This window comes from Micromonospora sp. AKA38, assembly GCF_027925725.1.
In the GTDB taxonomy this organism is placed as follows: Bacteria; Actinomycetota; Actinomycetes; order Mycobacteriales; family Micromonosporaceae; genus Micromonospora.
The window spans coordinates 38325-53921 of sequence record NZ_BNEI01000001.1 but is presented as its reverse complement, the minus strand read 5'-3'; the positions used below and the strand labels follow the sequence as shown (position 1 = coordinate 53921).

Here is a 15597-nt window from a genome sequence, read left to right as displayed (position 1 = left end):
TTCCTTCCTTCGGCGTTGACGCCGGTCTTTACCCCATCCGGCCGGCCCCCACGCATGCCCGACGGGCCCGTCCTGCATAGGGTCGCATCCAGGGACGAGCGAGCGGCCGGCCCGGCGCGGCGGAGACCCCGCGCGCCACCGCCGCGGCGAGGGGACACGATGAGTGGTCGTTTTGTGGTCGTCGGGGCCGGCACCATGGGCCTCGGCATCGCGTACGTGGCGGCCGGCGCCGGGTACGCGGTCGAACTGGTCGAGGTGGACCCCGACCGGGGGGCCGACGCGGTCCGGCGGCTCGGCGAGCTGTGGGACCGCGCCGTGCAGCGGGGCAAGCTGACCGCCGAGGCGGCCACCGCCAACCGGGTCCGGGTGACACTGCGGGCCGGGCTGGCCGAGGTGGCCGAGGGACCGGACGTGATCGTGGAGGCGGTCCCGGAGCGGCTCGACCTCAAGCGGGCCGTGCTCCGCCAGGCCGAGGGTCGCCGGCCGGCGCTGCTGGGCAGCAATACCTCCAGCATCCCGATCGCCGAGCTGGCCGACGGGCTGGACCGCCCGGCGGACTTCCTCGGGCTGCACTTCTTCAACCCGGTCTGGGCGATGGCGTTGCTGGAGGTCGTGGTCGGCGCGGCCACCGCGCCGGAGACCACCCGGGCGGCGGTCGCGCTCGCCGGCCGGCTGGGCAAGGACCCCGTCGTGGTACGCGACATGCCCGGCTTCGCCACCTCCCGGCTCGGCGTCACGCTCGGTCTGGAGGCGATCCGGATGGTGGCCGACGGGGTGGCCGCCCCGGCCGACATCGACAAGGCGATGGTGCTCGGCTACCGGCACCCGGTCGGCCCGCTGGAGCTGACCGACCTGGTCGGGCTGGACGTCCGACTCGACATCGCGCGGACGCTCCAGGCCGCGTACGGGGACCGGTTCGCGCCGCCGCCGCTGCTGGTGGAGATGGTCGCCGCCGGGAAGCTGGGCAAGAAGTCCGGTCAGGGCTTCTACACCTGGGAAGGCGGCGTCAAACAGTGAGCGGGCTGCGGATCGAGGAACTGCCGGACCGGCTCGTGGTCACGCTGGACCGGCCGGAGAAACGCAACGCGATCGACGCCGACCTGGTCGGCGAGCTGCACACGGTCTGCGCCGAGTTGGAGGCGCGTCCCCGGCTGATGCTGCTCACCGGCGGGGCGGCGGGCATCTTCGCCGGCGGCGCGGACATCGGGCAGCTCCGTGAACGCGGCCGGCTGGACGCGCTGGCCGCCATCAACCAGGGTGTCTTCGCGCGCATCCGGGCGCTGCCGATGCCCACCGTGGCGGCCGTCGACGGCCCGGCGCTGGGCGGCGGCGCCGAGCTGGCGTACGCCTGCGATCTTCGGGTGTGCACGGGCCGGGCGGTCTTCGGCCAGCCCGAGGTGCGGCTGGGCATCCTGGCCGGCGCCGGCGCGACCTACCGGCTGCCGGCGTTGATCGGCGAGGCCCGGGCCAAGGAGCTGCTCTTCACCGGCCGGCGGGTGGACGCCGACGAGGCGCTGCGGATCGGCCTGGTGAACCGGGTGGTGGACGACCCGGCGGACCTGCTGCCCACCGCGCACGGCCTGCTCGACGAGATGGCCAAGGGCTCGGCGTTGGCGCTGCGGCTGACCAAGCTGGCGGTGGACGCGCCGTCGGCCGCGCACCCGCAGCTCGACCTGCTGAGCCAGGCGGTCCTCTTCGAGGACGAGGAGAAGCACCGGCGGATGACCGAGTTCCTGGAGCGGCGCCGGGCGCGCTGAACCGCGAACGCCGAGGGCCGCGCCGGGAGTCCCGGCGCGGCCCTTGATGCTCGTCGGGCTCAGTTCCGGATCTGCACCCCGGCGTCGGCCAGCGCGGTGATCGCGGCCGCCGACTCGCCGAATCCGATCACCAGCACGGCCTCCGGGCCGAAGCTCTTGATGTCCCCGGCGATGCCGGTGAAGTCGACGGGCGTCTTCGGGTCGTCCGGCGGCGTGTAGGTCAGCAGCTTGACCCGGTCCGCCCCGACCCCGGCCTTCTCCAGCTCGGCCCGGACGTTCTCCTGGAGGCCCTCGCCGTAGGAGTCCTTACGGGCGAGCAGCACGATCTTGCGAGGGCCGTCCCGCAGCATCACGTCGGCGAGCGCGCGGCCCTGGAGGCTGTCCGGCGGGGCGGTGCGGAAGTAGAGCCCCTTGTCGTCCACGGTGCTCAGCCCCGCGTCCGTGTTCGACGGCGAGAAGAGGATCCGCCCGGCGGCCACCACGTCCGGCAGCACCGCCCGGGAGATGCCGGACGCGCCGGCGCCGATGATCACCGGGATGCCCTGGGCGACGTGCGTGGCCACGGTCGCCTTCGCCACCGCCGGGTTGGTGCCGTCGTCGCCCTCGACGAACTTCACCGGCTCGCCGAGCACCCCGCCGCCGGCGTTGATCTCGTTGACCGCGAGCGTGACCGCGGCGGCCATCGGCGGGTACGCCAACGCCAGGTCACCGGTCTTCGGCAGCAGGCCGCCGAGCACCAGCGGGGCGTCCTTCGCCTTGCCGCCCCGGGGCTTGCGGCCGCGCGGCGGCGTCTTGCTGCTCGCCCCGGACTCCTCGCCGGCGCCGACGAACTCGGTCTTCGCGTCGTCGAGCTGCTGGTTGTCGAAGTGCAGCGTGCCGTAGCTCGCGGTGGCCGGCTCGCCGTTGTCGGTGAAGCCGGCCCGGGTCAGCGACACCCCCCGGTACTCCAGGTCCTGGCCGGCGCGGGCGAGCTGGAGGCAGGTCGCCACCTCGTCGCAGCGCTGGCCGCCGGTGGTCACGCCGACGATCTGCTTGGCGATCTCGGCCGGCGCGGTGGTGCCGGCGAGCTGGGCCGCCAGCGCGCTGATCACCACGGCGTCGTACGACTCGGCGGAGTAGAGATAGTCCGTCAGCTTCGGATTGACGTTGCGTAGTCGCTCCTTGAAGCTCTCCGGCAGCGGCGTGAGCGGGGTGGTGCCCTTCATGCCGTTGAGGAGATTCGCCCGGTCCTTGAGTTCCGCGGCGAAGGAGTTCTGCATGTTGCCGTCGGTGCCGTAGAGGCGGACCTGGGTGGTGCCCGCGTCTTTCGGCTCGTCACTCCCGCAGGCGCTGGTAGCGAGCAGGAGCGCCGCGCAGGCCATGGACAGGGCCGCGCGCGACGTGCGATTTCCAAGCATGGTCGTCCTTCCTCCGGCGAAGGTCCGCTGCGCACATTAGCGTGCCGGCGCGGCACGCGGGACTGTGGACCGGGCTCCGTCGGCACCCCGACTGCGGGTATCACTCTCGGTGATCGACATGCTGGTTCCGGGTCACCGCTTGACCCCCGAGGTTACTGTTCCGCAGGTGACCGATGACGCACAGCAGACGCTGGACGACGCCACCGCCGTGCTCCGTTCGGCGTTGGCCGGCGACGGCGCCGGTGTGGTCGGCGCCTTCGACGCGGTGGTGGACCGTTCCGGGCTGGCCGGTGCGTACGGGGTGGCTTGGTGCCTGGCCGCCACCATGCTCGGCGACGACGCCCCGGCGGGCGCCGCCGCGCTCGACTTCCCCGACATCGACCAGGCCGACTACGACACCCGCTGGGTGGCCCGGTTCGTCAGCGCGTACGCCAACGACGACGCCGACACCGGCGAGGCGCTGTTCGGTGCGGCAGCCGCCGACGGGTTGCTGCCCGACTGCCTGCTCACGCTCGCCGGCTCGACCATCGCCACGCTGCGCAGCCGGGAGGACTGACCAGCCGTCGCCTCGTTGTGGTAACCCTGACTGATGTCCGAGGCGATGCTCAGCAAGGTGCGCAAACTGCTCGCCCAGGCCGAGGACCCGGCCTGCACGCCCGCCGAGGCGGCCACGTTCATGGCCAAGGCCACCGAGCTGATCGCCCGGTACGGCGTCGACCGGGCGCTGCTCGCCGCCCGGGACCCGGCCGTCGACCCGGTCGGTGACCGGACGGTCGAGGTGGTCGCCCCGTACGCCCGGGACAAGGCCGGCCTGCTCGCCGCCGTCGCCGACCCGCTGCGCTGCCGCTGCGTCCGCCGCCGCCACGGCAACGGCTTCGTCATGCACCTGTTCGGCTTCGCCAGCGACCTGGAACGGGTCGAGCTGCTCTTCACCTCGCTGCTGGTCCAGGCGGCGCACGGGCTGGCCGGGGCCGCCGTGCCGGTCGGGGAGCACCCGGCCGCGTTCCGGCGCACCTGGCTGGCCGGCTTCGCCCAGGTGATCGCCGAGCGGCTCCGCGCGGCCGAGGCCGGCGCCGCCGCCGAGGCCGGCGTGCCGTCGGTGGCGCTGGTGCTCGCCGACCGCTCCGACCGCGTCCAGCGCCGGGTCGCCGAGACGTACCCGCGACTGCGTACCGCCCCGCGCCGCCGGCTCGCCGGGGGTGGCTTCGGCTCGGGCGCCGCCGCGGGCCGCCGGGCCGACCTGGGCGACACCGGACTGACCGGCAGCGGCGCGAGCCGGGGCATCGCCGGCTGAGTCGCGCGGTCGCGTGGCGGTCGGTCAGTCGGTGGTCCGGGTGACCGTCGCCAGGTAGCGGCAGAGCAGCTCGTGCCAGCCGGCGGTGAGCGCCTCGCGGTAGCCCTCGGCGGCCGAGCCGTGCCGGTCGAAGTAACGGTGCTCGACGTCCACCCGGGTCGAGTCGGGGCCCTCCGGGTGGAAGAGCACCTCCACCTCGCTGGCCCGGGCCGGGTCCGGCACCGGCACCCGGTCCGGCCCGATCTGCCAGGTGAAGACCAGCCGGCGGGGCGGATCCCAGGTCAGCACGCGGCCCCAGTCGTTGCGGAAGCCGTACGGGCCGATCTCGTAGAGCATGCCGCCGGCCCTCGGCTCGACCCCGAGCCCGGCCAGCGCCTCCGGCCCGGACCAGGTGTATTCGCGCACCCACCAGTCGGCCAGCGCGCCGGTGAAGACGGCGTACGCCCGCTCGCCGGATGCCGGGACGAGGATGCTGCTGCGGAGGTAGAAGCGGTCGGATTCCTGCCGGACCTCATCCGGATCGGCCATCTCCTGTCCCATAAGCCCGGACCATACCGGCTGATGTCTCGCTGTGCAGCTTTGCTTTCGGCTGCTTCCGGACAGCGGGAACGCCGGTTCCCGACCGTGAACCGCCCGGCGGATGTCGTATCCGAAAGCGGGTAACCGCCGCTGGCCCGGACCGACCCATGGGGGAGCGGAGCATGAGCGACAGCGGAGCCACCGAACGGGCCCGGGAGCCGACCGTCTCCCGGGCTGCGGCCGAGCCGGAGCCGGACGTCCTGCTCGACGTGCCGGAGTTGTCGGTCGACGAGATCCGGCTCGCGGTCGACGGGCTCGACGCGGACCTCTCGCTGCGGGCCCGGCTGGCCAACCTGCTCCAACTCGACGCGGGCGTGCGGGTGCACCTGGAGGGCGTCGAGTTGGACGTCACCGGGGTCCGGGCCGAGGCCCTGCTCAAGGTACGGCTGGAGAAGCTGGTGCAGATCCTGGACCGGGCGCTGACGACGATCGACCGCAACCCGCAACTGATCGACGCGCTGGCCCGTTCCGTCGGAGTGACGGTCGACGACGTGCACCGTGCGGCCGGCCGGGTCGCCGTGCCGGTCGTGGAGGAGGTGGCCGAGCCCGGCGAGGTGCTCGACCGGGCCGGACGGCAGGTGGCCCAGGCCGGCGAGGTGGTCGACCGGGCCGGCCAGATCGAGCGGAGGACTCCCTCCGGGGCGGGTGCGCGGGCACCGTCCGGGGGCGGGCCGGAGGCGGGATCCTCAGCCCCGGCAGCGGAATGGCCGGCCGGCAGTGCTCGGCCGGCCAAGACCGGGTCGGTGCGCGAGCCTGCGTCGGAGGCGGAAGGTGAGGCCGCCCCCTCGGGGGCCGAAGCCGGCGTCGCCTTCCCCCATGACGCGGGGTCCGGAGGTGACGCCGGGCCGGGGACCGGACCGCCGTCCGCCGCCCGTGCCTCGCGGGCCGACGGCGAGGCCGGGTCGGGCGGGCCGAGCGGGGCGGGCGGGTCGGGCGGCGAGGCTGGGCCCGGCGGGTCGGGCGGGGCGGCCGGGCCCGGCGGGTCGGGCGGCGAGACCGGGTCGGGCGGGTCGGGCCAACCGCCCGGTGCCGGGGCAGCCCAGTTGGCCGGGCAGGCCGGGCAGACGTTGCGGCAGGCCGGCCGGAGTGTCTGGGAGGCGATCCAGGGCGGCATGGGCCAGCACCGCCCGAGACGGTGAACGCGCGCTCAGCCCGGCCGTCCCCGAAGCGCCGCCTGCGGCGCGGGCTGCGCTAGATCTTGGAAGGAAATGGCCCTCGGAGGGGCCCGGAGCTTCCAAGATCTCCTACGGAACCCGCGAGTCGTGCGACGGGATCGGTGTGTTTACAGCGAAACGCCGACCGGCGTTTCCGCTGGTCGGCGCTCCTGTAGCCCGGCGAAAGGCTATGTGGCCAGGGGCGGGGTCGAACCGCCGACCTTCCGATTTTCAGTCGGACGCTCGTACCAACTGAGCTACCTGGCCGTGGTGCTCGGCACATGCTACCGCACAGCCGATACGCAGAACGCCGCGCATGAGGTGCGCGGCGTCAGCGCTTGCGGTCCTGACGGGACTTGAACCCGCGACCTCCGCCTTGACAGGGCGGCGAGCACTCCAACTGCTCCACAGGACCTTGCTGATGTTGCATCCGGCGCGAGCCGGACCGTGCCCCCAACGGGATTCGAACCCGTGCTACCGCCTTGAAAGGGCGACGTCCTGGGCCGCTAGACGATGAGGGCGGCCCCGCCATCATTGCACACTCGCAACTTCAAGCGGACTTGCTCCCATCCGGCCCCGCCGGAGGCAGGAGAAGCATATGCCATCCCTCCTCGGACGACCAAACCGGTATGGCCGCCCGCACACTGCCGAGCGAAGCCGCAGCTCAGTGGCGGTGTCACCGGAGCCGGACGATGCCGTACCGCCGCTTGAGATCGGGAATCAGGCGCCGGCACGCGGCCATGGTCTGGGTTCGGTCGCCGCCCGCGTCGTGCATCAGCACGACCGACCCGTGATGGGCGGCCGACTCCACCCGCGCGATGATCTTCTTCGCCGGCGGGTGGTCCCAGTCCTGCGGGTCGACGCTCCAGTGCAGCGGGCGCAGGCCCAGTTGCCGGGCGACGGTGAGTTCCTCGGCGGTCCACCGGCCGCCCGGCTGGCGGAACCAGGTGATCGGCGCATCGGGCGCGGCGGCGCGGATGGCCCGGTTTGTCCGTTCCAGGTCGGCCCGGATCTCGGCCGCCGGCCGCCGGCCGAGGTCCACGTCGTGCCGCCAACTGTGGTTGCAGAGCTGGTGCCCCTCGCGGACGATCTGGGCCACCAGGTGCGGGTAGCGCTTGGCCTGCTTACCGACCAGACAGAACGTGGCGGTGACGTGGGCCGCCCGGAGCTGGGCCAGGATCTGCGGCGTGTAGCGGGGATCCGGCCCGTCGTCGAACGTGAGCGCCACCCCGGGGCTGCCGCTGCGCCGGTGCAGCCCGGCCGGGAGCTTCTTGGGCAGCGGACGCAGCGTCGGCTTCGGCTTCGGGGTGGTGCGGCTCGGCTGGGGCTTCGGACTGGGTGTCGGCGTCGGCGTCGGCGGCGGCGCGGCCGGGACGGACGGCTGGGCGGTGACCCGTTGGGGGGTCTTGCCCGGGCCGCCGCAGCCGGTGACGAGGAGTACCAGGCCGAGGGCGAACGCCAACAGGGTGCGTCGAGGCATCTGTCGCTCCCGGAGGGGGTCGGGTCAGACGGACTTTCCGACCGTAGTGGACGCCACCCCCGGAGCGGGAGTGGGGCCTCAGCCCGCCGTCGACTGATCCAGCGAATCCCGTACGGCCACGGCCAGCGAGAGCGCCTCGGCCAGGTCGACCGGGCGGACCACTCCGGCCGGTAGCGAGTCGGCCCGCCAGCCCGGCCCGGCGGCCAGCACCAGCAGCGGCCGGCGCGGGGCGGCCAGCAGCGCGATGAGCTGGTGCGGATCGGCGGTGGCGCGGATGTGCGACCAGACCACCACGGCCGCCGGCCCGGTCCGGTTGACGGCCTCGACCAGGGCGGGCGTCGGCACACGGGCCCCGAGCATGCGATAGCTCACACCGATCTCGGCCAGCGCGGCGGCCAGCGCCTCCAGGGGTAGCGAGTGCTGCTCCTCGTCCGCGCAGGAGAGCAGGATCCGAGGCGTTCCGACGGCCGGGTGCGCGCGCGCCACCGACGCGAACGCCTCGGAGACGCACCGGGACACCAGGTGCTCCACCTCGATCAGACCGGCGGTGGCGGCGTGCCGCTCCCCGATGCCGGCGAGCACCGGCCGGAGCAGCCCCTCCCAGGTCGCCACCACGCCGTCCGCGGCGAGCGAGTCCGCGATGGTGCGGCCGATCGCCACCGAGTCCAGCCGCATGGCGGCCCGGGCCAGGCCACGGGCGACCGGGCCGGCCCGCCCGACCGGGATGGTGGCCCCGCCGCCGTCCCGGGCGGTGCTGACGCCGGCCTTCAGGCCGGCCCGTTCCGGCGGCGGCACGGCCGGCGCCTGCCGGGCCCAGCGGGCCGCCTCGGCGGGCGAGACCCCCTCCACGGTGAGCCGCCGCATGATCTCCAGCCGGGCGAGGTCGGCGGGCGTGTAGCGCCGGTGGTGGCCGGGCACGTGCTCACTGGGGCCGAGACCGTACCGCTGGTGCCAGGTGCGCAGCGTGGTGACCGCCACGCCCAACCGGCGCGCGACGGCCCCCGCGCTCAGCGCCTCATCGGCCACCCGACCGCTCCGGTGCCTCGGCGGCGGGCACGCCCGACCGGGATGATTCGGCGGGCCCGCCCGACCGGGCCGGATCGGCCGGATGCAGGAGCCGGTTCACCACGCCGCCCAGCCAGGGCGCGTACGCCCGGGGGTCGGCGTCGAGGTCGGCGATCACCGCGCCCGGATCCACCCAACGCAACTCGGCCACCTCGTCCGGGTCGGGCCGGGTGGGCAGGTCGGCGGGCACGTCGGCGCGCAGCACGTGGTCGTACTCGAACTCGACCCGGCCGGTGGCCGGATCCTCGGCGTAGTAGAGGTACGTCCCCACCTCGGTCAGGCTGACCGGATCGACGCCCAACTCCTCACCTAGCCGGCGGTTGGCGGCGTCGGCCAGCGACTGGCCGGGCAGCGGGTGCCCGCAGCAGGAGTTCGCCCAGCGCAGCGGGAACCGGGTCTTGACCGCGGCCCGCCGCTGGAGCAGGACCCGGCCGGCGGGGTCGACGAGCAGCACCGAGAAGGCCCGGTGCAGCCGGCCGGGCGGCTGGTGGGCGGTGGCCACGGTGGTCTCGCCGATCACCCGGCCACCGTCGTCGACCAGCTCGACCAGGTGCTTCTCCCGCCCGGTCATCGGGCCCGCCTTTCGTTCGCGACTGCGGGGCTCCGCTTCGCTACGCTCCTCGCGCTCACCGGGCCCGCCTTTCGTTCGCGACTGCGGGGCTCCGCTTCGCTGCGCTCCTCGCGCTCACCGGGACTGCCCGGTGATCCGCGCGGCGGCCAGCTTGCCGCTGATCAGCACCATCGGCACCCCCACGCCGGGCTGGGTCCCGGAGCCGACGAAGACCACGTTGCCCAGCGTGCGGTGCAGGTTCGACGGCCGGAACGGGCCGGTCTGGAAGAGGCTGTGCGCGGCGGCGAACGGGGTGCCGGCGGCCATGCCCTGCGCGGCCCAGTCGGCCGGTGTGACAGTGCGCAGCACCTCGATGCCGTCGCCGAAACCGACGTAGCCGCGCTCCTCCAGCGTGGCCACGAGTTGGTCGGCGTAGCGCCCGGTGAGGTCACCGGCCCAGTCGAACGGCGCCCGGTCGAGGTTCGGCACCGGGGCCAGCACGTAGTAGGTGTGCCTGCCGGCGGGGGCCACCGACGGGTCGGTGCGGCTCGGGTTCGTCACCAGCAGCGACGGGTCGGTCATCAGCTCGCCTCGCCGGATCACCTCGTCGAACGTGCCCTTCCAGGCGCGTCCGAAGTGGATGTTGTGGTGGGCGATCTTGCCATAGCCCTGCGTCGAACCGACGTGCAGGACCACACAGGACGGCGAGTAGGTGAGCTTGCGCTGCCGGCTCTCCGGCAGCAGTTCCTGGTAGGCGACGGGCAGGTCCGGGTTGAGCACCACCACGTCGGCCGGGACGAACTCGCCGTCCGAGGTGATCACGCCGGTGGCCCGGCCGTGGGCGGTCTCGACCCGGGTCACCGTGGTGCCGTACCGGATCTGCACGCCGTGCTTCTCGGCCGCGCCGGCCATGCCGCGGGAGACCGCGTGGATGCCGCCGCGCGGGAAGCTGACCCCGGCCACCGAGTCGAGGTACGCGATGACCGTGTAGATGGCCAGCGCGTCGTGCGGCGACAGGCCGGCGTACATCGCCTGGAAGGAGAAGATCCGCTGGGTACGCGGGTCGCGGAAGAACTGGTTGATCTTCGTCTGGAGTCGCCGGAACGCGCCGTTGGCGAACAGCTTCAGCAGGTTGCCGGTGAGCAGGTCGGTCGGCGCGTCGAGGTTGCGCTCGATGAAGTCGGCCCGCTCCCACTTCCACAGGTTGCGCGCGTAGTCGACGAAGCGCAGGTAGCCGTCCGCCTCCCGGGGGCCGCAGACCTTGGCGATCTCGGCGGCCATCCGGGTGGTGTCGGTGATGACGTCGAGCGTCGACCCGTCCGGGTAGTAGGCACGGTAGGCCGGGTCGAGCGGGGTCAGGTCGAGCCAGTCGCCCAGCTCCTCGCCCACCGCGCCCAGCGCCTCGGCGATCAGGTCGGGCATGGTGAGCACGGTCGGCCCGGTGTCGAACTCGTACCCGTCGACGCTGAGCCGGCCGGCGCGCCCGCCGGGCACCGGCTCGCGTTCCAGCACGGTCACCTGACGGCCGCTGCCGGCCAGGTGCAGCGCGCAGGCCAGCCCACCCAGCCCGGCGCCGACCACGACCACCCGGTCGGTCCGTCCGTTCACGGTCCGCATTCCGGCTCCCTTGCTCGTGCTCACGAAGGTGTTCATCAGGACCGCCGCGCGGTGGCGGCGGTGGCGAGGCCGGTCAGCGCGGTGCGCGCGGTCTCGTCGATAGGTGCGGTGTCGAGCGCGGCCAGCGCCTCGGTCACCCGTTCGGCGATCATCAGCTCCACCCGGGCCGTGGCCCCGGTGTCCCGGACCAGGTCGGCCAGGTGGGCCACCTCGGACGCGTCGGCGACCGTGCCGGCCCGGTCCAGCGTGCGGCGTTGCGCCGGGTCGGCGAGCTGCCGGGCCAGCATCAGCAGCGCGGTCGGCTTGCCGGTGCGCAGGTCGTCCCCGGCCGGCTTGCCGGTGGTCGCCGGGTCGCCGTAGACGCCGAGCAGGTCGTCGCGGAGCTGGAACGCCTCACCGACGGCCAGCCCGTAGCGGGTGTACGCGGCGATCAGCGGGCCGTCCGCGTCCGCGCCGCCCAGGCAGGCGCCGAAGAGCAGCGGTCGCTGCACGGTGTAGCTGGCGGTCTTGTAACGGGCCACCCGCAGCGCCCGGTCGACCGACCAGCTCGCCGCGTCGTTCTCGCCGAGCACGTCGAGGAACTGCCCGGCGACCGTCTCCACCCGCATCTGGTCGTAGCAGCGGCGCACGTCGAGCAGCCGGTCCGCGGGCACGGCGGCGTGTGCCATCAGCCGGTCGGCCCAGACCATGCAGAGGTCGCCGATGAGCACGGCCACCGCCTCGCCGTACCGGTCGGGATCGCCGGTGTGCCCGGCGGCCCGGTGCCGCGCGGCGGCGGCGCGGTGTGCGGTGGGCCGGCCGCGCCGGGTGTCGGAGCCGTCCATCACGTCGTCGTGCGCCAGTGCGAACGCGTGCAGCAGCTCCAGCGCGGACAGGGCGGGCAGCACCGTGCCGAGCGGCGCGTCGCCGCCGACCACCCCGCGCCAGCCCCAGTACGCGAACGTGGGGCGCACCCGCTTGCCGCCGGCCAGCACGCAGTCGCGTGCGGTCGCGGCGAAACCACCCATGGCTGCGTCGATCTCGGTCAGTGCGTCGACTTCGGCGGCCAGGAATGCCGTCAACGTGTCGTCAACGCCCCTGACCAGGTCTTTCGTGAACGCGGCCAGTACGCCGCGGACCGGATCGTCCGTCGCTTCCGGCTGTGCCGGCGCGACGCGGAGCGCATTACCCGCAACTGCGTCGTTGGCCATGTGAGGGAGCGTACCCTAGGGTTACGAGTTGCGTCGATTGCTGCGTCGAAACCGAGGAGGGTCGGTGGACACGGATCTCACCGCTGCCTATGACCGTTGCCGCGAGCTGCACCGGCGTCACGGCCGTACCTACTATCTCGCCACCCGGCTGCTCCCCGCTTGGAAACGGCGGCATGTGCACGCCCTGTACGGCTTCACCCGCTACGCGGACGAGATCGTCGACCGCACCGAGGACCTGCCGCCCGCCGAGCGGGCCGCCAGGTTGCGCGAATGGTCGGACCGGTTCGTCGCCGGCCTGCACGGTGCGTCGGTCGACGACCCGCTGCTCCCCGCCGTGCTGCACACCATCGCCGTGTTCGACCTGGACCGCGCCGACTTCGCGTCGTTCCTGCGCAGCATGGCGATGGACCTGACGGTGATGTCGTACCCGACCTACGACGACCTGCTCGACTACATGGAGGGCTCGGCCGCCGTCATCGGCACCATGATGCTGCCGATCCTGGGCAGCTCCGATCCGGCCGCCGCCCGGGAACCCGCCCGCCAGCTCGGCTTCGCGTTCCAGCTCACCAATTTCATCCGGGACGTCGCCGAGGACCTCGACCGCGGCCGGACCTACCTGCCCGACGAGGACCTGGCCAAGTTCGACGTCACCCGCGACGACCTGCTCGCCGCGAAGGCCGCCGGGCGGACCACGCCGGCGATCCGCGAGCTGATCGAGTACGAGGTGACCCGCGCCCAGGCCCACTACCTCGCCGCCGCGCCCGGCATCCCGCTGCTCAACCCCGCCTCGCAGGCGTGCATGCGCACCGCGTACGCGCTCTACGGCGGCATCCTCGACGAGGTCGCCGCCCAGGACTTCGACGTCTTCGTCCGCCGGGCCCTGGTGCCGCAACGGCGGCGGATGTCGGTGGCTGCCCGGTCGCTGCTCACCCCGACCGGCACGCCGGTGCGGGTGCCCGGCCCGGCGCTCACCCCGGCCCTGGCCGGATGACCGAGCGTACGGCCGTCGTGCTGTTCACCCGCGACCTGCGGGTGCACGACCACCCGGCGCTCGCGGCGGCCGTCTCGGCGTTCGACCGGGTGGTGCCGCTCTACGTGCTCGACCCGACGCTTGCGACGCTCTCCCCGAACCGCACCCGCTTCCTCCACCAGAGTTTGGCCGAGCTGCGCGAGTCGCTGCGCAGACGCGGCGGCGACCTGGTCGTCCGACGCGGCGACCCGGTGGCCGAGACGGTCAAGCTGGCGCGCCGGGTCGACGCCGAGGGCATCGGGCTCTCCGCCGACGTGACCCGGTACGCCCACCGGCGGGAACGCCGCCTGCGCGCCGAGTGCGAGCGGCACCGGATCTCCCTCCGGCTCTTCCCCGGGCTGACCATCGTCGAGCCGGGCGCGCTGCGGCCGACCGGCGGCGACCACTACCGGGTGTTCAGCCCCTACTTCCGCGCCTGGCAGGGCGTGCAGCTCCGGGAGGAGTTGGCCGCGCCGAAGCGGGTCCGGCTGCCCGACGGCGTCGACCCGGGCCGGCTGCCGGAACCGCCGAAGGGCGACAGCCCGGACGCCGCCGAGGGCGGGGAGAGCGTCGCCCGGCGCCGCCTCACCGCCTGGCTGCCCACCCTCGACCGGTACGACGACATCCACGACGACATGGCCGGCGACGACACCTCCCGGCTCAGCCCGTACCTCCGATGGGGTTGCGTCTCCCCGCTGGCGGTGGCGAACCGGGCCGGCGACCGCGACGGGCCGTTCGTCCGGCAGCTCTGCTGGCGCGACTTCTACCACCAGGTCGTCGCCGGTTTCCCGGACCTGTCCACCACCGCCTACCGACGGGGTGCCCGGGAGGACTGGCGGGACGACAGCCACGCGCTGGCGGCCTGGACGGAGGGGCGCACCGGGATGCCGATCGTGGACGCCGGCATGCGGCAGATGCGCGCCCAGGGCTGGATGCACAACCGGGCCCGGCTGATCACGGCCGGCTACCTGACCAAGCATCTCGGGCTGGACTGGCGGCCGGGCCTGGACGTCTTCTTCCGCTGGCTGCTCGACGGCGACCGGGTCAACAACTCCGGCAACTGGCAGTGGGTGGCCGGCACCGGCAACGACTCCCGGCCGTACCGGGGCTTCAACCCGGTGCGGCAGGCCGAGCGCTACGACCCGGACGGCGCGTACGTGCGGCGCTGGGTGCCGGAGCTGGAGTCGGTGCCGGGCAAGGCGGTGCACCAGCCGTGGCGGCTGCCCGACGAGACCCGCCGGGGCCTCGACTACCCGCCGCCGCTGGACGTCCCCGGCAGCGACCCGGTCTGGATGCGCTGACCGCACCCGGTCACAGGCAGGCGTGCAAGGCCTCGGCCAGCTCGTCCACCCGGTCGTGGTCGGCCAGCCGCGCGGTGGCGTAGGCGAACGTGTAGCCGCGCGCCGGGTCGGCCCAGGCGCTGCTGCCACCGATCCCGCCCATGCCCCAACTGCCGTCCGGCTCCCACTGCATGCCGAGCGTCCAGTGCGCCGTCCGGTCCAGCACCAGATCCGGGCCGGCGTACTGCACCCGGGTCGCCTCGGCCACCAGGTCCGGACCGAACAGCCGGATCCCGTCGAGGATGCCGCTGGCGAGCAGACCCGCGTAGAACCGGGCCAGCCCGGACGCGGTGGCGTGCAGGTTCACCGCCGGGATCTCCGCGGCCCGCCACGCGTCGCCGTTCACCACGGCGACGTCCCGCCCGCCCGGCGGGTTGTCCAGCGCCCGGGCCCGCAGCGAGCCGGGCTCACCGCGCGTCCGGTCCGGCCAGCCCGGATCGCCGTACGACAGGTCGGCGCACCGCCGTCGGTCGGCCGGGCCCAGTCCGAAGGCCAGATCCAGCCGCCACGGGCCGGCGATCTCCTCGGCCAGGAAACGCCCCACCGACCGCCCGTCCACCCGACGGACCAGCTCACCCACCAGGTGCCCGTACGTCCAGGCGTGCTCGCCCGCGACGGTGCCCGGCACCCATTCGGGCTCGGCCGCGGCCAGGTCGGCGCAGAGCAGCTCCCAGTCGGTGACCGCCTCGGCGGGCCGGGGCACCGGGAAGGCCGGCAACCCGGCGGTGTGGTCGAGCACCTGCCGCACGGTGGCCGGGGCGCGGAACCCCGGCCAGTACGCGGACACCGGCGCGTCCAGGTCGACCCGACCCTGGTCGACCAGCAACAACAGGCAGCACGCCACCACCGGCTTGCCCACCGAGTAGACGTCGACGAGCGTGTCCGGCAGCCATGGCCGACCCGCCCCGACGGCCGGCGTCACCGCACCTGGCGGTACGGCCACGCGGCTGCCGCCCACCAGCTCCAGCACCGGTGTGCCGTCGTGCCAGACGGACAGCGCCGCGCCGGTCTCCCGGCCGGCGGTGAACAGGTCGTGGAAGCAGTCCCGGACCGGGGCGAAACGCGCGTGCATCCGGTCACGGTAGGCGGTCGCACTCATTACCGGCGGAGGAATTCCGGCCGGGTCCGGTGGTCGGCGACCCCGGCCGTGCGGAATGCTGGCGGG

At 74.0% G+C, this 15597-nt stretch carries 15 protein-coding genes and 3 tRNA genes; 7 read left to right on the top strand and 11 right to left on the bottom strand.

Annotated features, from left to right (window positions below):
* Positions 1-159 precede the first annotated feature (159 nt).
* Entirely contained in the window at positions 160-1017 is an 858-nt protein-coding gene (locus TPA0908_RS00290; protein ID WP_281933540.1) for a 3-hydroxyacyl-CoA dehydrogenase family protein, read from the top strand.
* The gene (locus TPA0908_RS00285; RefSeq protein ID WP_281933538.1) at positions 1014-1757 is read left to right on the top strand and encodes an enoyl-CoA hydratase/isomerase family protein; all 744 of its coding nucleotides are present in this window, start codon (positions 1014-1016) and stop codon (positions 1755-1757) included. Before TPA0908_RS00290 ends, TPA0908_RS00285 begins: the two co-directional genes overlap by 4 nt.
* A 59-nt stretch (positions 1758-1816) precedes the next feature.
* Here TPA0908_RS00285 and TPA0908_RS00280 read toward each other — a convergent pair whose 3' ends face one another.
* Entirely contained in the window at positions 1817-3154 is a 1338-nt protein-coding gene (locus TPA0908_RS00280; protein WP_281933536.1) for an ABC transporter substrate-binding protein, read from the bottom strand.
* Positions 3155-3320: 166 nt separating this feature from the next.
* On the opposite strand from TPA0908_RS00280, the gene TPA0908_RS00275 reads away from it, so the two are divergent.
* Together TPA0908_RS00275 and TPA0908_RS00270 are read left to right on the top strand one after the other, a co-directional pair.
* The gene (locus tag TPA0908_RS00275) at positions 3321-3710 is read left to right on the top strand and encodes a hypothetical protein (RefSeq protein WP_107157975.1); all 390 of its coding nucleotides are present in this window, start codon (positions 3321-3323) and stop codon (positions 3708-3710) included.
* A gap of 33 nt (positions 3711-3743) precedes the next feature.
* On the top strand, positions 3744-4448 hold the full coding sequence (locus tag TPA0908_RS00270; protein WP_281933534.1) for a DUF2786 domain-containing protein: 705 nt from the start codon (positions 3744-3746) through the stop codon (positions 4446-4448).
* Positions 4449-4472: 24 nt separating this feature from the next.
* Here TPA0908_RS00270 and TPA0908_RS00265 read toward each other — a convergent pair whose 3' ends face one another.
* Positions 4473-4988, bottom strand: coding sequence for an SRPBCC family protein (locus TPA0908_RS00265; RefSeq protein ID WP_281933532.1), 516 nt, complete (start codon positions 4986-4988; stop codon positions 4473-4475).
* Between the two features lie 161 nt (positions 4989-5149).
* Between TPA0908_RS00265 and TPA0908_RS00260 the strand changes: the two genes are divergently transcribed.
* Complete coding sequence (locus TPA0908_RS00260; protein ID WP_281933530.1) at positions 5150-6166, top strand: hypothetical protein; 1017 nt, start codon at positions 5150-5152, stop codon at positions 6164-6166.
* A gap of 208 nt (positions 6167-6374) precedes the next feature.
* Here TPA0908_RS00260 and TPA0908_RS00255 read toward each other — a convergent pair.
* The 8 genes from TPA0908_RS00255 to TPA0908_RS00220 form a co-directional block, all read right to left on the bottom strand.
* Positions 6375-6448, bottom strand: a tRNA-Phe gene (locus TPA0908_RS00255).
* 74 nt (positions 6449-6522) lie between these two features.
* A tRNA-Asp gene (locus tag TPA0908_RS00250) sits at positions 6523-6596 on the bottom strand.
* A 33-nt stretch (positions 6597-6629) separates the two neighbouring features.
* A tRNA-Glu gene (locus TPA0908_RS00245) sits at positions 6630-6702 on the bottom strand.
* Between the two features lie 155 nt (positions 6703-6857).
* The gene (locus TPA0908_RS00240; RefSeq protein WP_281933528.1) at positions 6858-7661 is read right to left on the bottom strand and encodes a polysaccharide deacetylase family protein; all 804 of its coding nucleotides are present in this window, start codon (positions 7659-7661) and stop codon (positions 6858-6860) included.
* Between the two features lie 78 nt (positions 7662-7739).
* The gene (locus tag TPA0908_RS00235; RefSeq protein ID WP_281933526.1) at positions 7740-8687 is read right to left on the bottom strand and encodes a MerR family transcriptional regulator; all 948 of its coding nucleotides are present in this window, start codon (positions 8685-8687) and stop codon (positions 7740-7742) included.
* A complete protein-coding gene (idi, locus tag TPA0908_RS00230; protein ID WP_281933523.1) occupies positions 8677-9297 on the bottom strand; it encodes an isopentenyl-diphosphate Delta-isomerase in 621 nt (206 codons plus the stop codon). Before idi ends, TPA0908_RS00235 begins: the two co-directional genes overlap by 11 nt.
* Before the next feature lie 114 nt (positions 9298-9411).
* Positions 9412-10893, bottom strand: a complete 1482-nt coding sequence (gene crtI, locus TPA0908_RS00225) for a phytoene desaturase family protein (RefSeq protein WP_281933521.1) — start codon at positions 10891-10893, stop codon at positions 9412-9414.
* A gap of 35 nt (positions 10894-10928) precedes the next feature.
* Positions 10929-12083 (bottom strand): polyprenyl synthetase family protein, encoded by a 1155-nt coding sequence (locus TPA0908_RS00220; protein WP_281933519.1) that lies wholly within the window; start codon positions 12081-12083, stop codon positions 10929-10931.
* A 64-nt stretch (positions 12084-12147) separates the two neighbouring features.
* On the opposite strand from TPA0908_RS00220, the gene TPA0908_RS00215 reads away from it, so the two are divergent.
* On the top strand, positions 12148-13074 hold the full coding sequence (locus tag TPA0908_RS00215; protein WP_281933517.1) for a phytoene/squalene synthase family protein: 927 nt from the start codon (positions 12148-12150) through the stop codon (positions 13072-13074).
* Complete coding sequence (locus tag TPA0908_RS00210; protein ID WP_281933515.1) at positions 13071-14393, top strand: cryptochrome/photolyase family protein; 1323 nt, start codon at positions 13071-13073, stop codon at positions 14391-14393. Before TPA0908_RS00215 ends, TPA0908_RS00210 begins: the two co-directional genes overlap by 4 nt.
* Positions 14394-14403: 10 nt before the next feature.
* Here the strand turns inward: TPA0908_RS00210 and TPA0908_RS00205 are convergent, their stop codons facing one another.
* Positions 14404-15504: a serine hydrolase domain-containing protein gene (locus tag TPA0908_RS00205; protein WP_281933513.1), complete on the bottom strand. Its 1101-nt coding sequence runs from the start codon at positions 15502-15504 to the stop codon at positions 14404-14406.
* Positions 15505-15597: the final 93 nt, after the last annotated feature.

What these genes read in the sequence shown, in the direction of transcription:
- TPA0908_RS00205 (WP_281933513.1), bottom strand. Translation starts at nt 15,504, where the DNA reads ATGCACGCGCGTTTCGCCCCGGTCCGGGACTGCTTCCACGACCTGTTC.
- crtI (WP_281933521.1), bottom strand. Translation starts at nt 10,893, where the DNA reads ATGCGGACCGTGAACGGACGGACCGACCGGGTGGTCGTGGTCGGCGCC.
- idi (WP_281933523.1), bottom strand. Translation starts at nt 9,297, where the DNA reads ATGACCGGGCGGGAGAAGCACCTGGTCGAGCTGGTCGACGACGGTGGC.
- TPA0908_RS00210 (WP_281933515.1), top strand. Translation starts at nt 13,071, where the DNA reads ATGACCGAGCGTACGGCCGTCGTGCTGTTCACCCGCGACCTGCGGGTG.
- TPA0908_RS00270 (WP_281933534.1), top strand. Translation starts at nt 3,744, where the DNA reads ATGTCCGAGGCGATGCTCAGCAAGGTGCGCAAACTGCTCGCCCAGGCC.
- TPA0908_RS00265 (WP_281933532.1), bottom strand. Translation starts at nt 4,988, where the DNA reads ATGGGACAGGAGATGGCCGATCCGGATGAGGTCCGGCAGGAATCCGAC.
- TPA0908_RS00290 (WP_281933540.1), top strand. Translation starts at nt 160, where the DNA reads ATGAGTGGTCGTTTTGTGGTCGTCGGGGCCGGCACCATGGGCCTCGGC.
- TPA0908_RS00260 (WP_281933530.1), top strand. Translation starts at nt 5,150, where the DNA reads ATGAGCGACAGCGGAGCCACCGAACGGGCCCGGGAGCCGACCGTCTCC.
- TPA0908_RS00220 (WP_281933519.1), bottom strand. Translation starts at nt 12,083, where the DNA reads ATGGCCAACGACGCAGTTGCGGGTAATGCGCTCCGCGTCGCGCCGGCA.
- TPA0908_RS00240 (WP_281933528.1), bottom strand. Translation starts at nt 7,661, where the DNA reads ATGCCTCGACGCACCCTGTTGGCGTTCGCCCTCGGCCTGGTACTCCTC.
- TPA0908_RS00280 (WP_281933536.1), bottom strand. Translation starts at nt 3,154, where the DNA reads ATGCTTGGAAATCGCACGTCGCGCGCGGCCCTGTCCATGGCCTGCGCG.